The 15,951-nt window shown below is 68.1% G+C and carries 13 protein-coding genes and 1 pseudogene; 7 read left to right on the top strand and 7 right to left on the bottom strand.

What is annotated here, in order from left to right; translation table 11 throughout:
- Window positions 1-372: 372 nt before the first annotated feature.
- Window positions 373-1,140, bottom strand: a complete 768-nt coding sequence (locus ACH34W_RS54655) for a winged helix-turn-helix transcriptional regulator (RefSeq protein ID WP_395969222.1) — start codon at window positions 1,138-1,140, stop codon at window positions 373-375.
- A gap of 239 nt (window positions 1,141-1,379) precedes the next feature.
- Between ACH34W_RS54655 and ACH34W_RS54660 the strand changes: the two are divergent.
- Both ACH34W_RS54660 and ACH34W_RS54665 read left to right on the top strand, forming a co-directional pair.
- A pseudogene (locus ACH34W_RS54660) lies at window positions 1,380-1,682 on the top strand (ATP-binding cassette domain-containing protein); the annotation flags it as partial.
- Between the two features lie 183 nt (window positions 1,683-1,865).
- The gene (locus tag ACH34W_RS54665; RefSeq protein WP_395969223.1) at window positions 1,866-2,633 is read left to right on the top strand and encodes a VOC family protein; all 768 of its coding nucleotides are present in this window, start codon (window positions 1,866-1,868) and stop codon (window positions 2,631-2,633) included.
- Window positions 2,634-2,935: 302 nt separating this feature from the next.
- On the opposite strand, the gene ACH34W_RS54670 is transcribed toward ACH34W_RS54665, so the two are convergent.
- The gene (locus ACH34W_RS54670) at window positions 2,936-3,862 is read right to left on the bottom strand and encodes a tyrosine-type recombinase/integrase (protein WP_395969224.1); all 927 of its coding nucleotides are present in this window, start codon (window positions 3,860-3,862) and stop codon (window positions 2,936-2,938) included.
- A 134-nt stretch (window positions 3,863-3,996) separates the two neighbouring features.
- Between ACH34W_RS54670 and ACH34W_RS54675 the strand changes: the two genes are divergently transcribed.
- The gene (locus tag ACH34W_RS54675; protein WP_395969225.1) at window positions 3,997-4,278 is read left to right on the top strand and encodes a hypothetical protein; all 282 of its coding nucleotides are present in this window, start codon (window positions 3,997-3,999) and stop codon (window positions 4,276-4,278) included.
- A gap of 108 nt (window positions 4,279-4,386) precedes the next feature.
- On the opposite strand, the gene ACH34W_RS54680 is transcribed toward ACH34W_RS54675, so the two are convergent.
- Window positions 4,387-4,953 carry a hypothetical protein gene (locus tag ACH34W_RS54680; RefSeq protein ID WP_395969226.1) on the bottom strand — a complete coding sequence of 189 codons (567 nt, stop codon included), beginning with the start codon at window positions 4,951-4,953 and terminating at the stop codon, window positions 4,387-4,389.
- Window positions 4,954-5,022: 69 nt separating this feature from the next.
- Window positions 5,023-8,058 (bottom strand): Tn3 family transposase, encoded by a 3,036-nt coding sequence (locus ACH34W_RS54685; RefSeq protein WP_395969227.1) that lies wholly within the window; start codon window positions 8,056-8,058, stop codon window positions 5,023-5,025.
- 510 nt (window positions 8,059-8,568) lie between these two features.
- Between ACH34W_RS54685 and ACH34W_RS54690 the strand changes: the two genes are divergently transcribed.
- A complete protein-coding gene (locus tag ACH34W_RS54690) occupies window positions 8,569-9,477 on the top strand; it encodes a tyrosine-type recombinase/integrase (protein WP_395969228.1) in 909 nt (302 codons plus the stop codon).
- A 352-nt stretch (window positions 9,478-9,829) separates the two neighbouring features.
- On the opposite strand, the gene ACH34W_RS54695 is transcribed toward ACH34W_RS54690, so the two are convergent.
- Entirely contained in the window at window positions 9,830-10,537 is a 708-nt protein-coding gene (locus ACH34W_RS54695) for a DUF998 domain-containing protein (RefSeq protein WP_395969229.1), read from the bottom strand.
- Between the two features lie 345 nt (window positions 10,538-10,882).
- Here ACH34W_RS54695 and ACH34W_RS54700 point away from each other — a divergent pair, with 345 nt between their 5' ends.
- Window positions 10,883-12,019 (top strand): DUF4158 domain-containing protein, encoded by a 1,137-nt coding sequence (locus ACH34W_RS54700; protein ID WP_395969230.1) that lies wholly within the window; start codon window positions 10,883-10,885, stop codon window positions 12,017-12,019.
- The gene (locus ACH34W_RS54705) at window positions 11,965-13,938 is read left to right on the top strand and encodes a Tn3 family transposase (protein WP_395969231.1); all 1,974 of its coding nucleotides are present in this window, start codon (window positions 11,965-11,967) and stop codon (window positions 13,936-13,938) included. The genes ACH34W_RS54700 and ACH34W_RS54705 overlap by 55 nt, the downstream gene beginning before the upstream one ends.
- 408 nt (window positions 13,939-14,346) lie before the next feature.
- Here the strand turns inward: ACH34W_RS54705 and ACH34W_RS54710 are convergent, their stop codons facing one another.
- Both ACH34W_RS54710 and ACH34W_RS54715 read right to left on the bottom strand, forming a co-directional pair.
- Complete coding sequence (locus ACH34W_RS54710) at window positions 14,347-14,514, bottom strand: ferredoxin (protein ID WP_229878594.1); 168 nt, start codon at window positions 14,512-14,514, stop codon at window positions 14,347-14,349.
- A gap of 104 nt (window positions 14,515-14,618) precedes the next feature.
- Window positions 14,619-15,266 carry a TetR/AcrR family transcriptional regulator gene (locus ACH34W_RS54715; protein WP_266841022.1) on the bottom strand — a complete coding sequence of 216 codons (648 nt, stop codon included), beginning with the start codon at window positions 15,264-15,266 and terminating at the stop codon, window positions 14,619-14,621.
- A gap of 176 nt (window positions 15,267-15,442) precedes the next feature.
- Between ACH34W_RS54715 and ACH34W_RS54720 the strand changes: the two genes are divergently transcribed.
- Window positions 15,443-15,886 (top strand): hypothetical protein, encoded by a 444-nt coding sequence (locus ACH34W_RS54720; protein ID WP_395969232.1) that lies wholly within the window; start codon window positions 15,443-15,445, stop codon window positions 15,884-15,886.
- Window positions 15,887-15,951 lie beyond the last annotated feature (65 nt).

Below are 15,951 nucleotides of genomic sequence, written 5' to 3' on the forward strand. Positions count from 1 at the left end.
CTGCCTCAAACGGACCGTCGCCCGCCAGGTCTTCAAACTGCTGGAGCGAAGGCCCGCTGAGGAAAGCCGAACAGTCACCGACAACCTCCCGCTGGCGGCTTGACGGATATAGCAGCCTCGAAAAGTCTCGTTAGGCGGTCGTTCCGGCTGACGCTGGCGTGACATTCCGTTCCGATGTGCGTGTCCGTTAGGGGATGGGCTACTGCAACAAGTCGATCATGCTCGGTCGTGGACCAGCGCCAGGCGTTGAGCTGCTGGTCGCTATCCAAGTGGTGCGTCGTCGTCTCGGCGATGAGTTCCGCGAGCCCGCGGAGTCTGAACTGTCGGCCGGCGTAACCTCGCCACCGGTGTCCGGGGTCCGCGGACTGCCGCTCACCCCCGACGACTTCCTGCGCTGACGGCGGGATCCGGGAGTTCGGCGTTCGGTGACCCGAGGCCCGGCGACACGGGATCCGGCGGCCCGGGGTCCTGTGGCGCCGGATACCGCACGGCTGCGGGAAAGCAGCGCAGCAGTGCGGCGAGCCGCGCGGTATCGCCCGCCACCTCGGTGTCTGCCCGCTCGACGGCGTCGTGCAGCGCCGCACCGGCGAACACCAGATCGCGCAATGTCGCCGCCTCCGGCACGTTCAGCCACGCCTCGGGTTCGGCGTGCTCACCGCGGTCCAGCTCGAGGCGCCCGCCCGCAACGGTGATGCGGAACCGATCGCCCGCGACGTCCAGCTGGCAGCGCAGCGACAGCTCACCCGCCAGTGCCGGATCGAAGGTGGCGCGCAGGGCGAACAGCAGCGCGTCGACGCTCAGTTCCGCCGCGCCGTCCTCGGGCAGCGGTGCGCGGCTGCCCCAGTGGGCGAGCGCGCGGAGCACGGGCTCCAGTTCCTGCCCGCGCTCGGTGAGTTCATACACGGCGGCGGGCGCAGGCGGTCCCAGGCGCCTTCGCCGCACCAGGCCGTCGGCTTCGAGCTCGCGCAACCGCTGCGCGAGGACGTTCTGGCTCATCTGCGGCAGCCCGCGGTGCAGGTCGGAGTAGCGCTTCGGGCCGAAGACCAGCTCCCGCACGACGAGCAACGCCCACCGCTCGCCGACCGCGTTCAGCGCTCGCGCGATGCCGCAGGGGTCGTCGAACAGCCGCTTCTTGCTCATGCACCCGAGTGTACTTGCACACCAGGTGTGAATGCTCCTAAATTAGGAGTATGAACACTGTGACCTCCGTCGACGGCACCACCATCGGCTACACACGGCACGGCGACGGGCCCCGGTGATCCTGGTCGGCGGCGGTCTCGACGACGGAACGGAGAACGCCCCACTCGCCGAGGCGCTGGCCGCGCACCGCACCGTGCGCAACTAATCCGTTCGCAACACCGAGAGAAGGAATCGAACCCATGGGAAAGCTCGCGATCGAGACGAGAGGGTTGAAGAAGAGCTTCGGCAAGACTCACGCGGTCGCCGGTGTGGACCTGGCCGTGAGCGCCGGGGGCGTGTACGGCGTGCTCGGTCCGAACGGGGCGGGCAAGACCACCGCGATCCGCATGCTGGCCACGCTCCTGCACCCCGACGCCGGAGAGGCGCAAGTGCTCGGCTACGACGTCGTGCGTGACGCCCGGGCGGTGCGGAGCAGGGTGGGCCTCACCGGGCAGTTCGCGTCGGTCGACGAGGACCTCACCGGGGTGGAGAACCTGTTGCTGCAACTCCGACAACCCGGCCCACTCGGCCAACGCCCTCACCGGTACAAGGCCCGGAACTCCTGAAACTGGCCCGAAGTGCAAGTGACGGAGGGGGCAGCCCACGTCGGTGTGAGCTGGGTTTACACCGGTGCTTTAGGTTCCGGGGTCATGCGGGACAAGATGGGGACACGACAAGGAGAGACGATGAGCGAGCTGACCACCACGCAACCGGCTGGCACACCGACCTGGATCGACCTGGGCATCCCGGATCTCGACCGCGCGATGACCTTCTACGGCGCGTTGTTCGGTTGGGAGTTCGATGTGGGACCGGCGGAGTTCGGCCACTACACCCAGTGCTTGCTACGGGGCAGACCCGTCGCGGCCATCAGGCCGAACCCCGATCCCGACGCCACGGACTTCTGGTGGAACGTCTACTTCGCGACGGATGACTGTGACGCCGCGGCCGCCCGAGCGCGGGACGCGGGCGGCTCGATCATCACCGGTCCGATGGACGTGCTGGACCAGGGCCGGACGGCGATCATCAAGGACACCACCGGTGCGCAGTGTGGACTGTGGCAGGCCGGTGCCCACATCGGCTGCGAGATCGTCAACGAGCCGAACGCCCTGCTCCGCAACGACCTGGTCACCGCGGAATCCGGGCCCGCGCGCGACTTCTACGTCGCGGTCTTCGGCTACACGTTGGATGCCAACCCGGACATGCCCGAGCTCGACTTCACGTTCCTGCGCAGACCGGATGGCCACGAGATCGGCGGCATCGCCGGTGACCCAAAGGCCACGAAGTCCCGTTGGGGGACCTTGTTCCAGGTGGACGACGCCGATGCGGCGGCGCGGCGAGCGGTCGACGCGGGTGGGACCTCGGCCGAGCCCTACGACATGATCTACGGGCGGGTCGCTCACATCACGGACCCGTTCGGCACGGAGTTCGATGTCGGTGCGGCGATGACGAGCTGAACCGGCGGTCAGCTGGCCGAGTGGTCGAGCTCGGCAAGACGCGCGTAGATGTCGTCGGTGTGGACCTCCTCGACAAGGTGAGACCGAGGTCGGCCAGGCACCATTGCAGCACCTGCTGGCTCTGCCCGGCTACGAGGAGTACGTCCTACGGGACATCAAGGACACAAACACGCCTGCCCTCAAGCTGTACGCCAAGCTCGGATTCACAAAGTACGAGCGTCGATCCGTCCGCTTCGGGGTGTCGGTAAGACTGGTGGCACCAGGTACACGCGATTGAGTCCGCCCAGCTCAGCGGGTGGACCCTACTGATCGGTGGGCAGGCGCCCGACAGCCTCTTCGAGGTCGGTGTGGGTGGGCAAGGTGTACCGCCGGGTGGTGTCGAGTCGGGCGTGTCCGAGTAGTTCGGCGACCACGACGATGTCGACGCCGCTGCGCAGCAGGTTGGTGGCGAAGGTGTGACGCAGGGTGTGTGCGGAGACGAACGGGTGCCCGTCCTCGTCGACCAGGTCGGCGTCGAGGGTGATCTCGTCGATGAGCTGGTCGACGGCGCGGGCGGTGAGGCGGCCGCCGCGGCGGTTGAGAAACAACGCTGGGGTGTCGGCGCCGGGCCAGCCGGAGCGTTCGCGTTTCCAATCTTTGACGGCGTCGCGGGCGGTGGCGTCCAGCAGCGGGATCGTGCGGGAGACCATGCCCTTGCCGGAGCCGACTTTGACCTTGCCCTTGCGGGCGGAGATCGGCACGGCGTCGAGGTCCAGGGCGACGAGCTCGGCGACGCGTACGCCGGAGTAGAACAGCAGCCGGCCGATCGCGCGGTCCCGGGCGAGGGGGCGGCGTTCGACCGCGCGCAGGAAGCGTTTCTGTTCGCGGGCGGTCAGGGAGCGGGGGGCGAGCTTGGGGGCGGCGTCGCGGCGGATCTTCACCGGGCCGAGGCCGAGGTGCTCGTAGAAGTGGTCGAGTGCGGTGATGTGCGCGTTGACGGTGTTGTCGGCCCGCCCGAGTACGGTCTTGAGGTGGGTCTTGTAGTCGCGGACGGCGAAGTCGCGGCCGTGGCTGTCGCCGAGCGGGTCGCCGTCGGGATCACCGGCCTCCATCCAGGCCAGGAACCCCCGCACGCGTGAGTCGTAGGCGCGTCGGGTGTCATCGTCTAGCGGGGCGCGCTCCAGCGCGACCGCGTAACTGGCGTAGGCCTCCGCGAAGACCGCGGGCACGCCGGTGCGCCGTCCCGCCACTGAACCCCCTCGTGATATCAGAAGCTGTTCTACCGCCCTAAGCGTACCGATCCTTCGCGATATCAGAAGTGGGGCCCAGATTGGCTTCTGATATTGCCTAATATCAGAAGCAGAGTGTATGGCACGCTTGAGCAATGAGTGAGATCTCCGTGTCGGTTCCGCCCTACGATCCAGCGACTGGGGTCGTCGCCCCCGTGGAGGGTGGCTCGGTCGTCATCGAGATCGTGGATGGCGCTGTGGAGATCTTTGGCGACACCGCTGGCCTCCGGGATCTTGCTCGCTTGTGTCTCGCGCTGTCGGACCCGCGAGCGCCCGAGGGTTCCCATATTCACCTCGACGCTGGCATCGGCCCCTTGGAGCCGGGTTCGGTATCGCTAATGATCTCCAGGGATTCCCTGCGGGCGATCGAGCGATGATTCCGCTGTTCCTCCGGGGGCCGAGTTACGCCAAAAGCTCGGCCGCCACCAATAGAGGGGGGTGGGCTCGTAAACGCTCCTTGTGACTAGGTGAGCCCGAGAGCGTGATCAGGTCTTGAGCCCGGCGCGGGTAGCGGTTCCGCTATCGAAGGCGACGAGGACGTCGTCGGTGCACAGGTGGAACAAGCCGTTCGGTGCGTAGTCCGCTGAGCGTCCGGCGGCGATCCAGACCTGCCCTGTGGCGGTTCCTAGCTGGAGGGCTTCGGGGATCTGGATCGCAGAGCCCTGTTCTGGGTCGCTCCACAGGATGTGGCAAGACTCGATCGGTGAGGCGAGGATGCCGGCCCACGAGGGATGGTCGGCGACCGTGATTCGAGCGGAGCCGCCCGGCTTGCCGATGTTGAAGACGAAGTCGCTCATCGGGGCCCGGTAGAGCTCAAGGCCGTAGTGTCCGAACGTATGGTTCCAGGTCGCCGAGTAGGTGGTACCCGGATCCATGGTCAGTTCGATCCCCATGGTGGGTTCGTGCCAGGTGCCGTAGTCCCATCCGTCGGGCGTGGTGCCTTCGTCGCCGGTCATGAGAACGAAGTAGTCGACGGTGAGAACCGTCCGTCCTCGAAGGCTGGTGACCAGTTGTTCGTAGCTCTCTACTGTCAGCTTCGGTACGGAGTCCATGGGCGGATCATGCCAGCAGGGGCTTGACCTGGCTCAGAGGTTTTCGCTTGTCGGAGGGTCGCGTAGAGCTCATGGGCTGGTTGGTGAGAGCCCGGTCAGGTCCAAGCGTCGGTCGGTGCGCAGCTGGATCTCGCCGTAGGGGGTCATGTTGGTGTGGAAGAGCGGGGTGAGGCCGCGCCGGTCGGCGTCGGTGAGGACGTTCTCCCATTCGGCTAGCGCGAGCGTGTCCTGGATCATGAGAGTGTTGATGAGGCCGAAGGCGGACTGGAGGATGTGCAGGCACAGCATCCCCAGCTCCTGCTCCTCGCGCCGGTTGGAGGCGAGCTCGCCGCGCTTGCCGAACTTGATGTGGTCGTTGACGCCGTTGTAGTTCTCCACCACGTTCAGGCCCGATTCGGTCTCCCGCTGGAGATCGCGGTCGCGGAGCCAGCGGGCGAGGAAGATCGTGCGCTGAGCGCGGCCGACCTCCAGCATCGCTGCGTAGGCCGGGTGGGTGGTCTCGCTGGTGAATCGGCGCAGCAGGGCCTCGGTCGTGGCGGTCCGCAGCCGGATCGCGGTGGCGTACTTCATCATCACGTCGTAATTGTTCGCGATCACGTCCCAGCGGATCGGCCTGGTCAGCGCGGGTGCGAGCAGTGGGTAGGAGAAGTCGTCGCCCTTGCCCGGGACGTACAGCTTCATCTTGTTGATCTGCTTGAACCTGGCGACCAGGTCGAAGTCCAGGAGCCGGGTGATGCCGAACCCGACATAGCTGGCGCCATGGGAGTCGACGTAGTTGGTCTCGATCTCCATGTCGGTGCCGTGCCGCATCGCGCCCTCGACCATCGCGTGGACCTCGGAGGCCGAACAGCTGATGAGCTGGGAGTGGACGGCCATCGACCCGCCGACCTCGACCGTCCAGTAGATCAGCACCCCGCGCTTGGCCCGCCGGTAGCGGGAGTGCCACTCGGTGAAGATGTTCTGGTCGAACGCGGAGAAGTGGGTGGAGTCCGAGGCGACCGCGGTCGTGCCCTCGCCCCACAGGGCGGCCTGCCGGACGGCGAAGGTCGCATTCGCGATCACCCGGGCGACCTCGCGGCAGGCCTCGACGGTCAGGTAGCGGCGGCGCGCGTACCGCAGATCGTCCTCGGTGTGGGGGTGGTCGCCAGCGGCGACCGCGCGGATCCCGGTCCCGGTGCCGTAGGCGTAGATCAGCAGCAGGAGCCGTTCGAACAGCACCGCCGGATCCAGGTGGTTCTGCGTCCCGGCCGCGGTGAAGACGTTCAAGCAACCGGTCCGCAGCGCGGTCTCGGTGAGCATGTCCATCAGCGGGACGACGCCCCACCTGTCCCGGATCGCCGCCTTCAGCCGGCGTAGGTTCCGCGGCTCCGGCGCGGCGTCCAGCGGCGTCAGGTGGATCGCCCCGGCGTTGCGCCGTTCGGCGATCTTCAACCAGGCCAGGCCCTTGCCGCCCAGGGCGTCGTTCAGCGCCGACAGCTCGGCGTCCATCTCCTCGCGCAGCTGGTCGACGAACACCTGCGGGTCCAGCGGCTTGCGGAGCTTGGCGTAGTTCTCCGCGCGGTTGGCCTCGAAGTCCTTCGGCAGGTCGTCGTCGGGGTTGCGCCACCGGTCCGCGCCGACCACCCAGATCTCCTTGCAGCGCAGCTTCTCCCGCAGGGTCTGGAAGACGCCGCACTCATACACGGTGCGCAGGATTCGCTGCCGTTTGGTGCTGTCGGCCCGGTACATCAGCTCCACCAGCTCGGCCGGGACGATCCCGTCGACGGGGACGTGCTCGCCGAGGGCGTAGCACTTGATCCGGTTGGACTGCTCGGCCTTGTACCGCTTGATCAAGGTGAGGGCCTGCATCATCGGCGCGTGCACGGTGTTGGTCGACCCGAACTCCAGCACCTCCAGGATCTGGATCAGCCCGGTCCGGTAGTGGTTGGTGTAGGACGCTTTGAACACCCGCTGCTTGTGCTGCCGGTAGGAGGAGCCCTTCGCCCGGTACTCGTGCAGCAGCTGCACCAGCGTCCTGTGGCCGCCCGGCACCGCCGGGTAGATGACGTCCTCCACCCGTGACTCTGGCGACTCCAGGGCGGCCTCTGTCATCTTGAATAGGATGTTCTCCTTGCCCGACACCCGCTTCAGCTCCGCCACGAAGTCGCTGGTCACCTTCGACTCGGCGCGGGCGTTGATCCGGTGCACCGTGGAGATCAGCAGGTCGACCAGGGTGTCGGTGATCTCCCGGGACCGGCAGTACAGGTAGGCAGCAAGCAATGTCACCTTCACGTCGTGCGGGTGAGAGCGCAGGTGAGACGGCGCCTCGGCGGCGACGCGGGCCCGCCAGGAGGCGAGCACCTTCGGGGCGACGTCGGCGAACAGGTCGTCGGGCAGGCCGACCTTGCGGATCGCGGTCAGCTTCTTCACCTCCTGCTCGATCGTCTTCACCGACACGTTGCCCGGCTCCTCGCGGATCGTCGCGAACACGTCCACCGCGGCGGCCTCGGCGGCGCCGAACAACGCGCCGACATCGTCGCCCTGGTCCTCGGGTTCGTCGCCGGGGTCGGCGCTCTTGGCGATCAGCGCCAGCAACCGCCCGATCGCCTCGGCCGGGATCCGGCTGGAGATCTGCGCGGTCTGGGTCTGCTCAGCCTGCCGCAGGGCCGTTCCGATGATCCGGCGGATCCGGTCCCGTGCCGGCGGCTCGATCCTCTCCTGGCGCAGATGCGCCAGGAGCTCGGTGCGGACCCGGTCGACCTGCCGCTCCTTCGGGCAGACCTCGATCGCCAGCCAGTCGGCGGCCTTGTCGGAGTCGGCCAGGGAGCACTCCCGGAACCCGAAGTACTTCCGGACGTCCTTGCGGTGATCCTTGATCGTCCGGCCGTCCCACTCATACAGCCCCAGCTCAGAGGCGGGCACGTCGACCAGCCGGGCGACGTAGGCGACGGCCTGGTCGGGGAGCTCGGCGCGGCCCGTGGGGAACCGGCCGTTCAGCGCATAGAACCGCAGAAGAAGCGCGAAGCCCAGCTTCGTCGCCCCTCGCCGACCGGACAGCTGCTCCAGCTCGTCCCCGACCAGAGTCCAGTTCCCAACGAGCTCGTCCTCGTCCAGCACACGCGCCACGCGGCATCCGGCTCTCTCGCGAAGCGGCCGCCCACGCCGCCGCAAACCCCACGAATCCGGCTCAATACTGGCCGCGTACGATCACGCACGTCCGAGGATCAAAGAAAGATCCCTTAATGGTTCGGCTGCAGCACCGCTGACCTGGGCGAACTCAATCCCCTGTACCTGGTTGCACGAGTCTTACCGACACCCCGACCTGCGTGTTCGTCACTAGGTGGCAGTGGATTCGTCACGAGGTGGCAGTGGCGGCAACCTGTGGTTAGAGGTGCCGGGTGTTGAGCGCCTGGTAGGGCCCGCCTTCGGGGAGCTCTCGGTCCGGTGGTTCGCCTGCCCCGATCTGGCATAGCTTCTTATACTTGCGAATATAAGAAGTCCACTTCGGGAGTGACTTCCTATATTCCGGTTGATGGTGAACGCCAGGGCATCGAAAACACTTCCTATATTTCACCGCCCTCAGGCGGCGGCGCCGCTTCATCCAAGCCGCGCCGACGGGGCGCCACCGCCACCTGCGTGCCCGAGCGCTACGCGGGGTTCGCCGGCTACACCGCCGCGATGACAAAGCCCGGTTTCCCCCTGGACGCCGACACCGTCACCAACTACCTGTCGCGTGTGCGCCAGTATCTGGCCTGGCTGGACATCGCGGCGCTGGACGGCGACCCGCTCACCGATCCGGCCGCGCGCGACTGGGCCGCCCGTGACTACCGCGCCCATCTGCTGACGGTACTCAAACGCAAGCCCGCCACCGTCAACGCGCACCTGACCGCCATCGACGACTTCAACCGCCGCATCGGGCTGGGCCCGGCGGCCGCCAAGCGCTTGGGTTTGCCCAACCTGGCGCCCCGCGCGCTCGACCAGCGCGCCCAGGTCCGCTTCCTGCGTGAGGCCGAACGCAGCCCCGCCCGTGACCGCGCCATGGCTTACACCGCCTTCTACGCCGGTCCGCGCATCCATGAGCTGGTCGCCTTGAACGTCGACGATCTGCGCATCTCCGCCCGCAAAGGCGTCCTGATCGTCCGCATGGGCAAGGGCGGCAAGTACCGCGAGATCCCCCTGCATCCCAAGCTCCGTGCCGAACTGCAGACCTGGCTGACCGAACGCGCCATGCTGCCCAGCGCGGGCACCGGCACTGGCAGCGTGGCGTTGTTCCTCAACGCCCGCGGTGGCCGGCTGTCGGCGCGCGCCGCCACCGGCGTGCTCAACGGCATCGCCGACCGGGCCGGACTCACGGTCGGCGCCGACGAGGACTTCACCACCCACGTGCTCCGGCACACCCTGGGCACCACCTTGGCCCGGCGAGGCGTGGACGTCGTCACCATCGCCGAGCTGCTGGGTCACTCCCTGGAGACCGCCCGCCGCTACACCCTGCCCACCCACGCCGACCGCCAGGCCGCCATCGACAGCCTCACCGTCGACGAGTGATCGTCACCCAGCGGTGCGGGCCGCGGCTCAACGCCGCTGGTCATTGGTCCGTTGGATGCGGGTTCGGGCCCGAGACTGGCCGGTGGCTTTTCGGCCTGGCGTATCCAGCTGCTCGGACCGCTCGATGGTCGCCATGGTGCGGTCCTGGCCCGGTCCAGCCGCGCCGCCAGTTCTTCCACCTCGAGCACGCTCTGACCCCGGTCGGCCTGCGCCCCTGCCGGTCGCGGTCAGCGGCTGCCTGGTCCTTACGGGCAGCGACCCGGTCCTGCACTGGGCGGCACGGCGCCCCAGGGGGCCTTGTTGCACCGCCGACTCACCCGGTGAACGGCGCCTGCTCCTGGTCGAGAGCATGTTACGTCGGTTCAGGGGCATTTCCGCGGAGCAGCCGCGTGGCCAGCAGGGTGACCCAGCCCCAGCCGACGGCGATCGTCACCTTCTGGATCAGGCCCTTGCCGGTCTCGGTGCCTGGCATCAGCACGTTCAACACAGGCTGCAGGACCGGGAGCGCCACGCCTGTGGCGGCGCAGTAGAGGGCCCACGCGCGTTGTCCGGGCTGGGCGGCGTACCGTCTGGCAAACACCAAGCAGGCTGCTGCAAGCGAGAGGAACACCACGGTCGAAACCGCATTGTGCATGGTGCCGTGCCAGGTCGTGGGGGCATCAGGGCCAGAGGGCGACCCGGGCGGGTAGCCATCGGAGGGATCCCCGACGAAGACGCCGGCGCCGATCAGCGCGATCCCGAAGATGCCGAACAGCAGCGGTCCCGCGATGCGGGCACGGCCCGAACACAGTGCCCGCCGCAGTCCCACGCCGAAGGCGATCATCGAAAGCCCGGTGACCACGAAGTTGGCGATCTGGATCCATCCCCGGTCGCTGAGGCTCAGCGCGCTGCTCATCTGTTCGACCGGGTCATAGTGGGGCCGCAGGGCACCTTCGATGATGATCACGCTGAGGAACAGCGGGGGCCCGACCACGCCGCAGGCCAGCAGCCGCCTGGTCACAGGATCGGAGGCCGATACGGCGAGGCGGCGATGGTCTGATCTGGTCGGCCGAGCCGGCATGGACGGACTCCTTTCAAGGGCCGCGGACGGTATGTCAGCAGGCCGCGGTTTCTCGTCATCTGCGCGATGGCGGCCCCTGTCGGCCTGGCGCATCGCTGCCGTCCATCTCATCGGGGGCGAGTTGATGCGTGGCAGCGGCAAAAGACTGATCGTTCCCCCTGCCAAAGTCGCAGCGGGCACGACTTTCGTAGGGTCGGGCTCACCAGCCGCGCGTTGGCGGGCGAAACGGGGGTCCCGCCGGTAATGCTCCAGGATTGAACGCTAAGGAATGATCTTGGTCTGCGGGGGTCTCGGTTCGATCACTGCCGGGACTGGTGTGGCGCCTGCTGCCTAGCGTCACGAGCTGTGACTGTTGAGCATCTTTCAGAAGAGCAGATAGCCCGGTACGGGCGCTTCGCCGGGGAGCCGTCGGTCCAGGAGCTGGAGGAGTTCTTCCGGCTGGACGCGACCGCGCTGGAGCAGGCAGCGTCCAAGCGGCGGGCCCACAACCGGCTTGGCTGGGCGGTGCAGTGGGGCACGGTGCGCATGCTCGGCACCTTCTTGTCGACGCCGGCCGATGTACCGCCGGGGGTGGCCGCGTTCGTCGCCGAACAGCTGGGGATCGACGACGCGTCCAGTCTGAAGCTGTATCCGGAACGACTGCCGACCCAGCACGAGCATGCCCGCGAGATCCGCAAGCTGCTGAAGATCCGAGATTTCGACGACGGAGACCTGCAGCTGCGCGAGCACATAGCCGGGCGGGTGTGGGTGTCGAACGACGGGCCGCGGGCCCTGTTCGACCGGGCGGTGACGTGGCTGCTGCGAAACCGGGTACTGCTACCGGGGCTCACGTCGCTGGGCTACCTGGTCGCCGAGGTCCGCAAGGGCGAACAGGCGTTGATCTACTCGGTGGTGGACGCCCCGGTGGAGCCGGAATTCCGGCGCGAGCTGCTGGAGATCCTCGACGTCCCCGAGAGGGCCTTCCGCTCGGCGCTGGAACGGTGGCGCAAGGGGCCGCGGGATGTGTCGGGCCAGGGGCAGAAGGAGGCGCTGGAGCGTACCCGGGACATTCGCGGGGTGAAGGCGGGTGAGGTGGATCTGTGGCGGGTGCCGCCGGTGAAGCTGGCGGAGCTGGCCCGGTACGGGATGGGCACGCACGCCCCGACCCTGCGGCGGCTGGCGGAGCCGCGCAGGACGGCGACGGTGCTGGCCACGATGCGGCACCTTGAGGGGGCGTCGGTCGACGACGCGCTCACCCTCTTCGACGTGCTGATGGCCACGAAGCTGCTGGCCCGCGCGGAGCGCCAGGACGTCAAGGAGAAGCTGAAGGGGCTGCCGAAGCTGCGCAAGGCCGCGGCAAAAGTGAGGAACGCGGTCGCCGTGTTCCTCGATGTTCCCATCGAGCACCAGACCGACGGCGATGAGGAGACGGGTGCGGAGCCGTGGAGATGGCCGAGGCGTGGGAGATCGTCGAGAAGATCGTCACCCGCGAGGAGCTCGTGAAGGCGGTCGTGGAGCTCGGCGAGTTACTGCCAGAGGGCTCGGATGAGGACGCGGACACCGCCTGGCGCAAGCAGCTGATCGACCGGTACGCGACGGCCCGCAGGTTCACGTCGCTGCTGGCCGAGGTGATCCCGTGGGGTGCGACCCAGGCCGGCACCCCCGTCATCGAGGCACTTGTCGAGCTGCCGAAGGTCCAGGCGCGGCGCAAGCCCGGCGTCGAGCACATCGACACACGTCTGCTGGGCGGCAGCTGGCGGCGCCTGGTGCTCGGTGACCCGCTGCTCGCGGTGAACGGGATCATCGACAAGAAGGCGTGGACGTTTTGTGTCCTGGAGGCCCTGCACACCGCGCTCAAGCGCCGGGATGTGTACGCGAAGGGCGCCGACAACTGGGGTGATCCGCGCGCCCGTTTGCTGTCCGGGCCGGACTGGCAGGTCAACCGGCCCCGGGTGCTGACCGCTCTGGAGCTCTCGGGCAGCGCGAACGAGCACCTGGGTGAGCTGGAGGTGCTGCTGGACGAGATGTACGGGCACGTCGCCGACAACCTGCCCGGCAACGCGGCCGTCGACATCGTGGACGGCAAAATCCGCCTGGACCGCCTGGAGGCGGAGCCGGAACCCGCCGGGTACAAGCCGGTCCACGACGCGGTGCAGGCTATGCTGCCCAGGATCGACTATCCGGAACTGCTGCTGGAAGTCCACGCCCGGACCGGCATGTTCGACTGCTTCGAGCACATCGGTGGCAAGGTCGCCCGCCCCGAGGATCTGGACCTCACGGTAACCGCGCTGCTGGTGCACAAGTCGACGAACATCGGGCTGGAGCCGGTCATCAAGCCCGACTCGAAGGCGCTGAGCCGCTCACGGCTGGCGGCCGCGGACTCCGGCTACTTCCACCTGCCCGGCATCAGCGCCGGCTCCGGGCTCCTGGTGGGCAGCCAGGGCGACATCGACATCGCCTCCGACTGGGGCGGCGGACACGTCGCCTCCGCCGACGGGATGCGCTTCACCGTCCCCGTCAGATCCATACATTCCCGGCCGAACCGGAAGTACTTTTCGACCGGTCGCGGAGCGACCTGGCTCAACGTCGTCTCGGACCGCGTGATGGGCCTGGGCGGCATCGTCATGCCCGGCACCCTGCGCGACTCGCTCGGCATCCTGGACGCGATGTTCAACCTCGACGGCCCGGTGCGTCCGGAGATCGTGATCACCGACACCGGTTCGTACAGTGACCTGGTCTTCGGGCTGTTCGCGATCTGCGGCTATCAGTTCTCCCCGCGGATCGCGGACATCTCCGATGCCCGGCTGTGGCGCTTCGACCTGGACAAGGACTACGGGCCGCTGCAGCCCGTCTCGCGCCAGCGCGTCCAGGTCGAGCGGATCCGGCAGAACTGGGAGGACATGCTCCGCGTCGCCGGGTCCCTGCAGACCGGCAAGGTCCGCGCGTACGACCTGCTGCGGATGATGACCTCCGGCGACCGCATGACCGGCCTCGGCGACGCGTTCGCGCACTATGGCCGGATCTTCAAGACCCTGCACCTGCTGCAGTTCATCGACTCCGAGGCATACCGGCGCATGATCGGTGTCCAGCTCAACATCGGCGAGGGCCGCCACGCACTCGGGCGGCGGATCTACTTCGGGCGCCTCGGCGAGCTCCGGCACGGCTACCGGGACGGGATGGAGGATCAGCTCGGAGCACTGGGTATGGCGATGAATTCGGTCGTGTGGTGGAACACCCTCTACATCGACGCCGCGGTCAAAGAGTTGGAGGCCGGCGGGCTGACCATCTCACCCGAGATCCGCTCCCGGCTCTCTCCGCTGGTCCACGAGCACATCAACTTCCACGGGCGCTACCCGATCGTCCGCAGCCACGGCGACGGGGCCCTTAGGGCGCTGCGGGACCCGAACGCCACCGAGGAATAGACGCAAGCGGCCCCGGTGCCGCCCCACGGAGGGAGGGGCGGCACCAAGGCCGTGCGTCTCTGAACCCGGGGTGGTGGGCGCCATGCCCACGAGCACGAAGGTCGGGAGCGGCCTGCCCGGCGGGATGCGCCCGCTGCGGGACAAGGACGCCACCGACGACGAGTAGGGCGGTCACCGGCCCGTCGTGGTCGCCACCACCTTGACCAAGGCGTCCGCGCTGGCCAGAGCCCCGGAAGGGGGATACGGGAGCCGTCACATCGGCCGGGGCCGTTACGGCTTCGCGGACCCGCTCGGCGGAGGTGGGGCTCGTCACCGATAACGGTGACGGCCCCGTCGAAGCCTGGCGGCGCAGGGCCTCGGCGGTCGCCAGTCCGCCCGCGGAGGCACCGACGACCACGACACGTGCGGTCACTTCTCCTCCAGCCGGATGGCCGCAGCGGGGCAGACGGCGGCGGACTCGCGTACCCCGTCGTGGAGTTCGGGCGCGGGGTGCTCGCCGAGGAGGACGGCCATGCCGTCCTCGTCCCGCTGGTCGAAGACTTCCGGAGCGATCAGGACACACTGACCCGAGGCCACACACTTAGGCGCCCTTGGCCTCCAGGGCCTTGGCCGTCGAAAAGTCGGCGTCAACAGGTCAGCGCACCGTGCGCCGCTGGATGGCCGCATCCAACGTCCGGCGGTCAGTCGGACGGCGGCAGCAGTCTCCTCATCAACGCCTCCTCAAGCTCGCGCAGGATGGTGTCGTCATCGACAAAGGAATGCGGCAGGGTGTGCCAGAGGGCGAACTGACCGTGCAGGCCGGTCCACAGCAGGACCCCCAGCGTCTCGGCCTCCTCGCGTTGCTCGGGACAGGCTGCGGCGAGGTACTGGTCAACGGCATCGGTCCACGCGATCAGCACCCGGTCGAGCGGATGCCCGGTGGCGCGCCGGTCCTCCGCCGAAGTCTGCTGCTCCAGGCTGAACATGAGCCGATAGCGGCGGGGATTGTCGACGGCGAACCCGCGGTAGGTGCCCACGATGGCGCGCAGGACACCCCATGCGTCGGCACCGGCCTCGGCGGCCGCGCTTCCGGCCTCGCGCATGGTCGACGCCAGCGCGGCGTACCGGGCATCGAGCACCGTCCGCACCAGGTCGGTCTTGTCGTTGAAGTGCAGGTAGATACTGGGCGCGGCGATGCCCAGCTCGCGGGCGATGCCACGCAGAGACAGGGCGTCCTCGCGACCGGACTCCTCCAGGATGCGGGTCGCCGTGTCCAGGATGTCCTGCCGGAGGCGCTCCCCTTCACCCTGCCGGTAGGGCACACGCCGCCTCTGGGCTGCCAAGTCCACGCTTCCTCCTCCGTACCCCGCCGGTTGCGACTGGGCTTTCATCATCGGCCATCCACGGCTTGCCACCCGTCTGGAACGGGCCTCGCCAAAACCACCTAACGGCGTTAGGCTCACCTCGACAACCACCTAACGGCGTTAGTCAACCTAACGCCGTTAGGTCGATGAGAGGAGCCCTCGTGCCCCCTGGCCCCACGCCCGAATTCGTCCTCGCCCGGCCGAGGACCGCACCCCTCGATCCGCCTCCCGCTTACTCCCGCCTGTGTGAGGAGGCACCGATCAGCCGCGTCACCATCTGGGACGGCCGGCGCGGCGCCTGGCTGGTGACCCGCTGGGAGGACGCCCGTGCGGTGCTCGGCCACCCCGCCTTCAGCAGCGACCCCTCACAGCCCGGCTACCCGGACGTGCAGCCGGATCAGCCGCCCCAGCCGCCCGGCTTCTTCGCCAACGTCGACGCACCCGTCCACACCACGATGCGGCGCACGCTCACCCGCGAGTTCATGGTCAAGAAGATCGACGCACTGCGTCCCACCATCACCGGCATCACGGGACAGCTCGAAACCGTCCAGCGACGCCTCTGGGACGTGTCCGAAGAGCTCACCGGAGTGAAGTTCCCGATCTGACCATCGGCTGTCTCTGGTCTCGGGAAGCTGGCCCATGTCTGACGCCACTCCCGCCACCACCCCGC

Origin of the sequence: Actinomadura sp. 6N118, from assembly GCF_044326415.1 — a bacterium.
Lineage (GTDB): Bacteria > Actinomycetota > Actinomycetes > Streptosporangiales > Streptosporangiaceae > Spirillospora.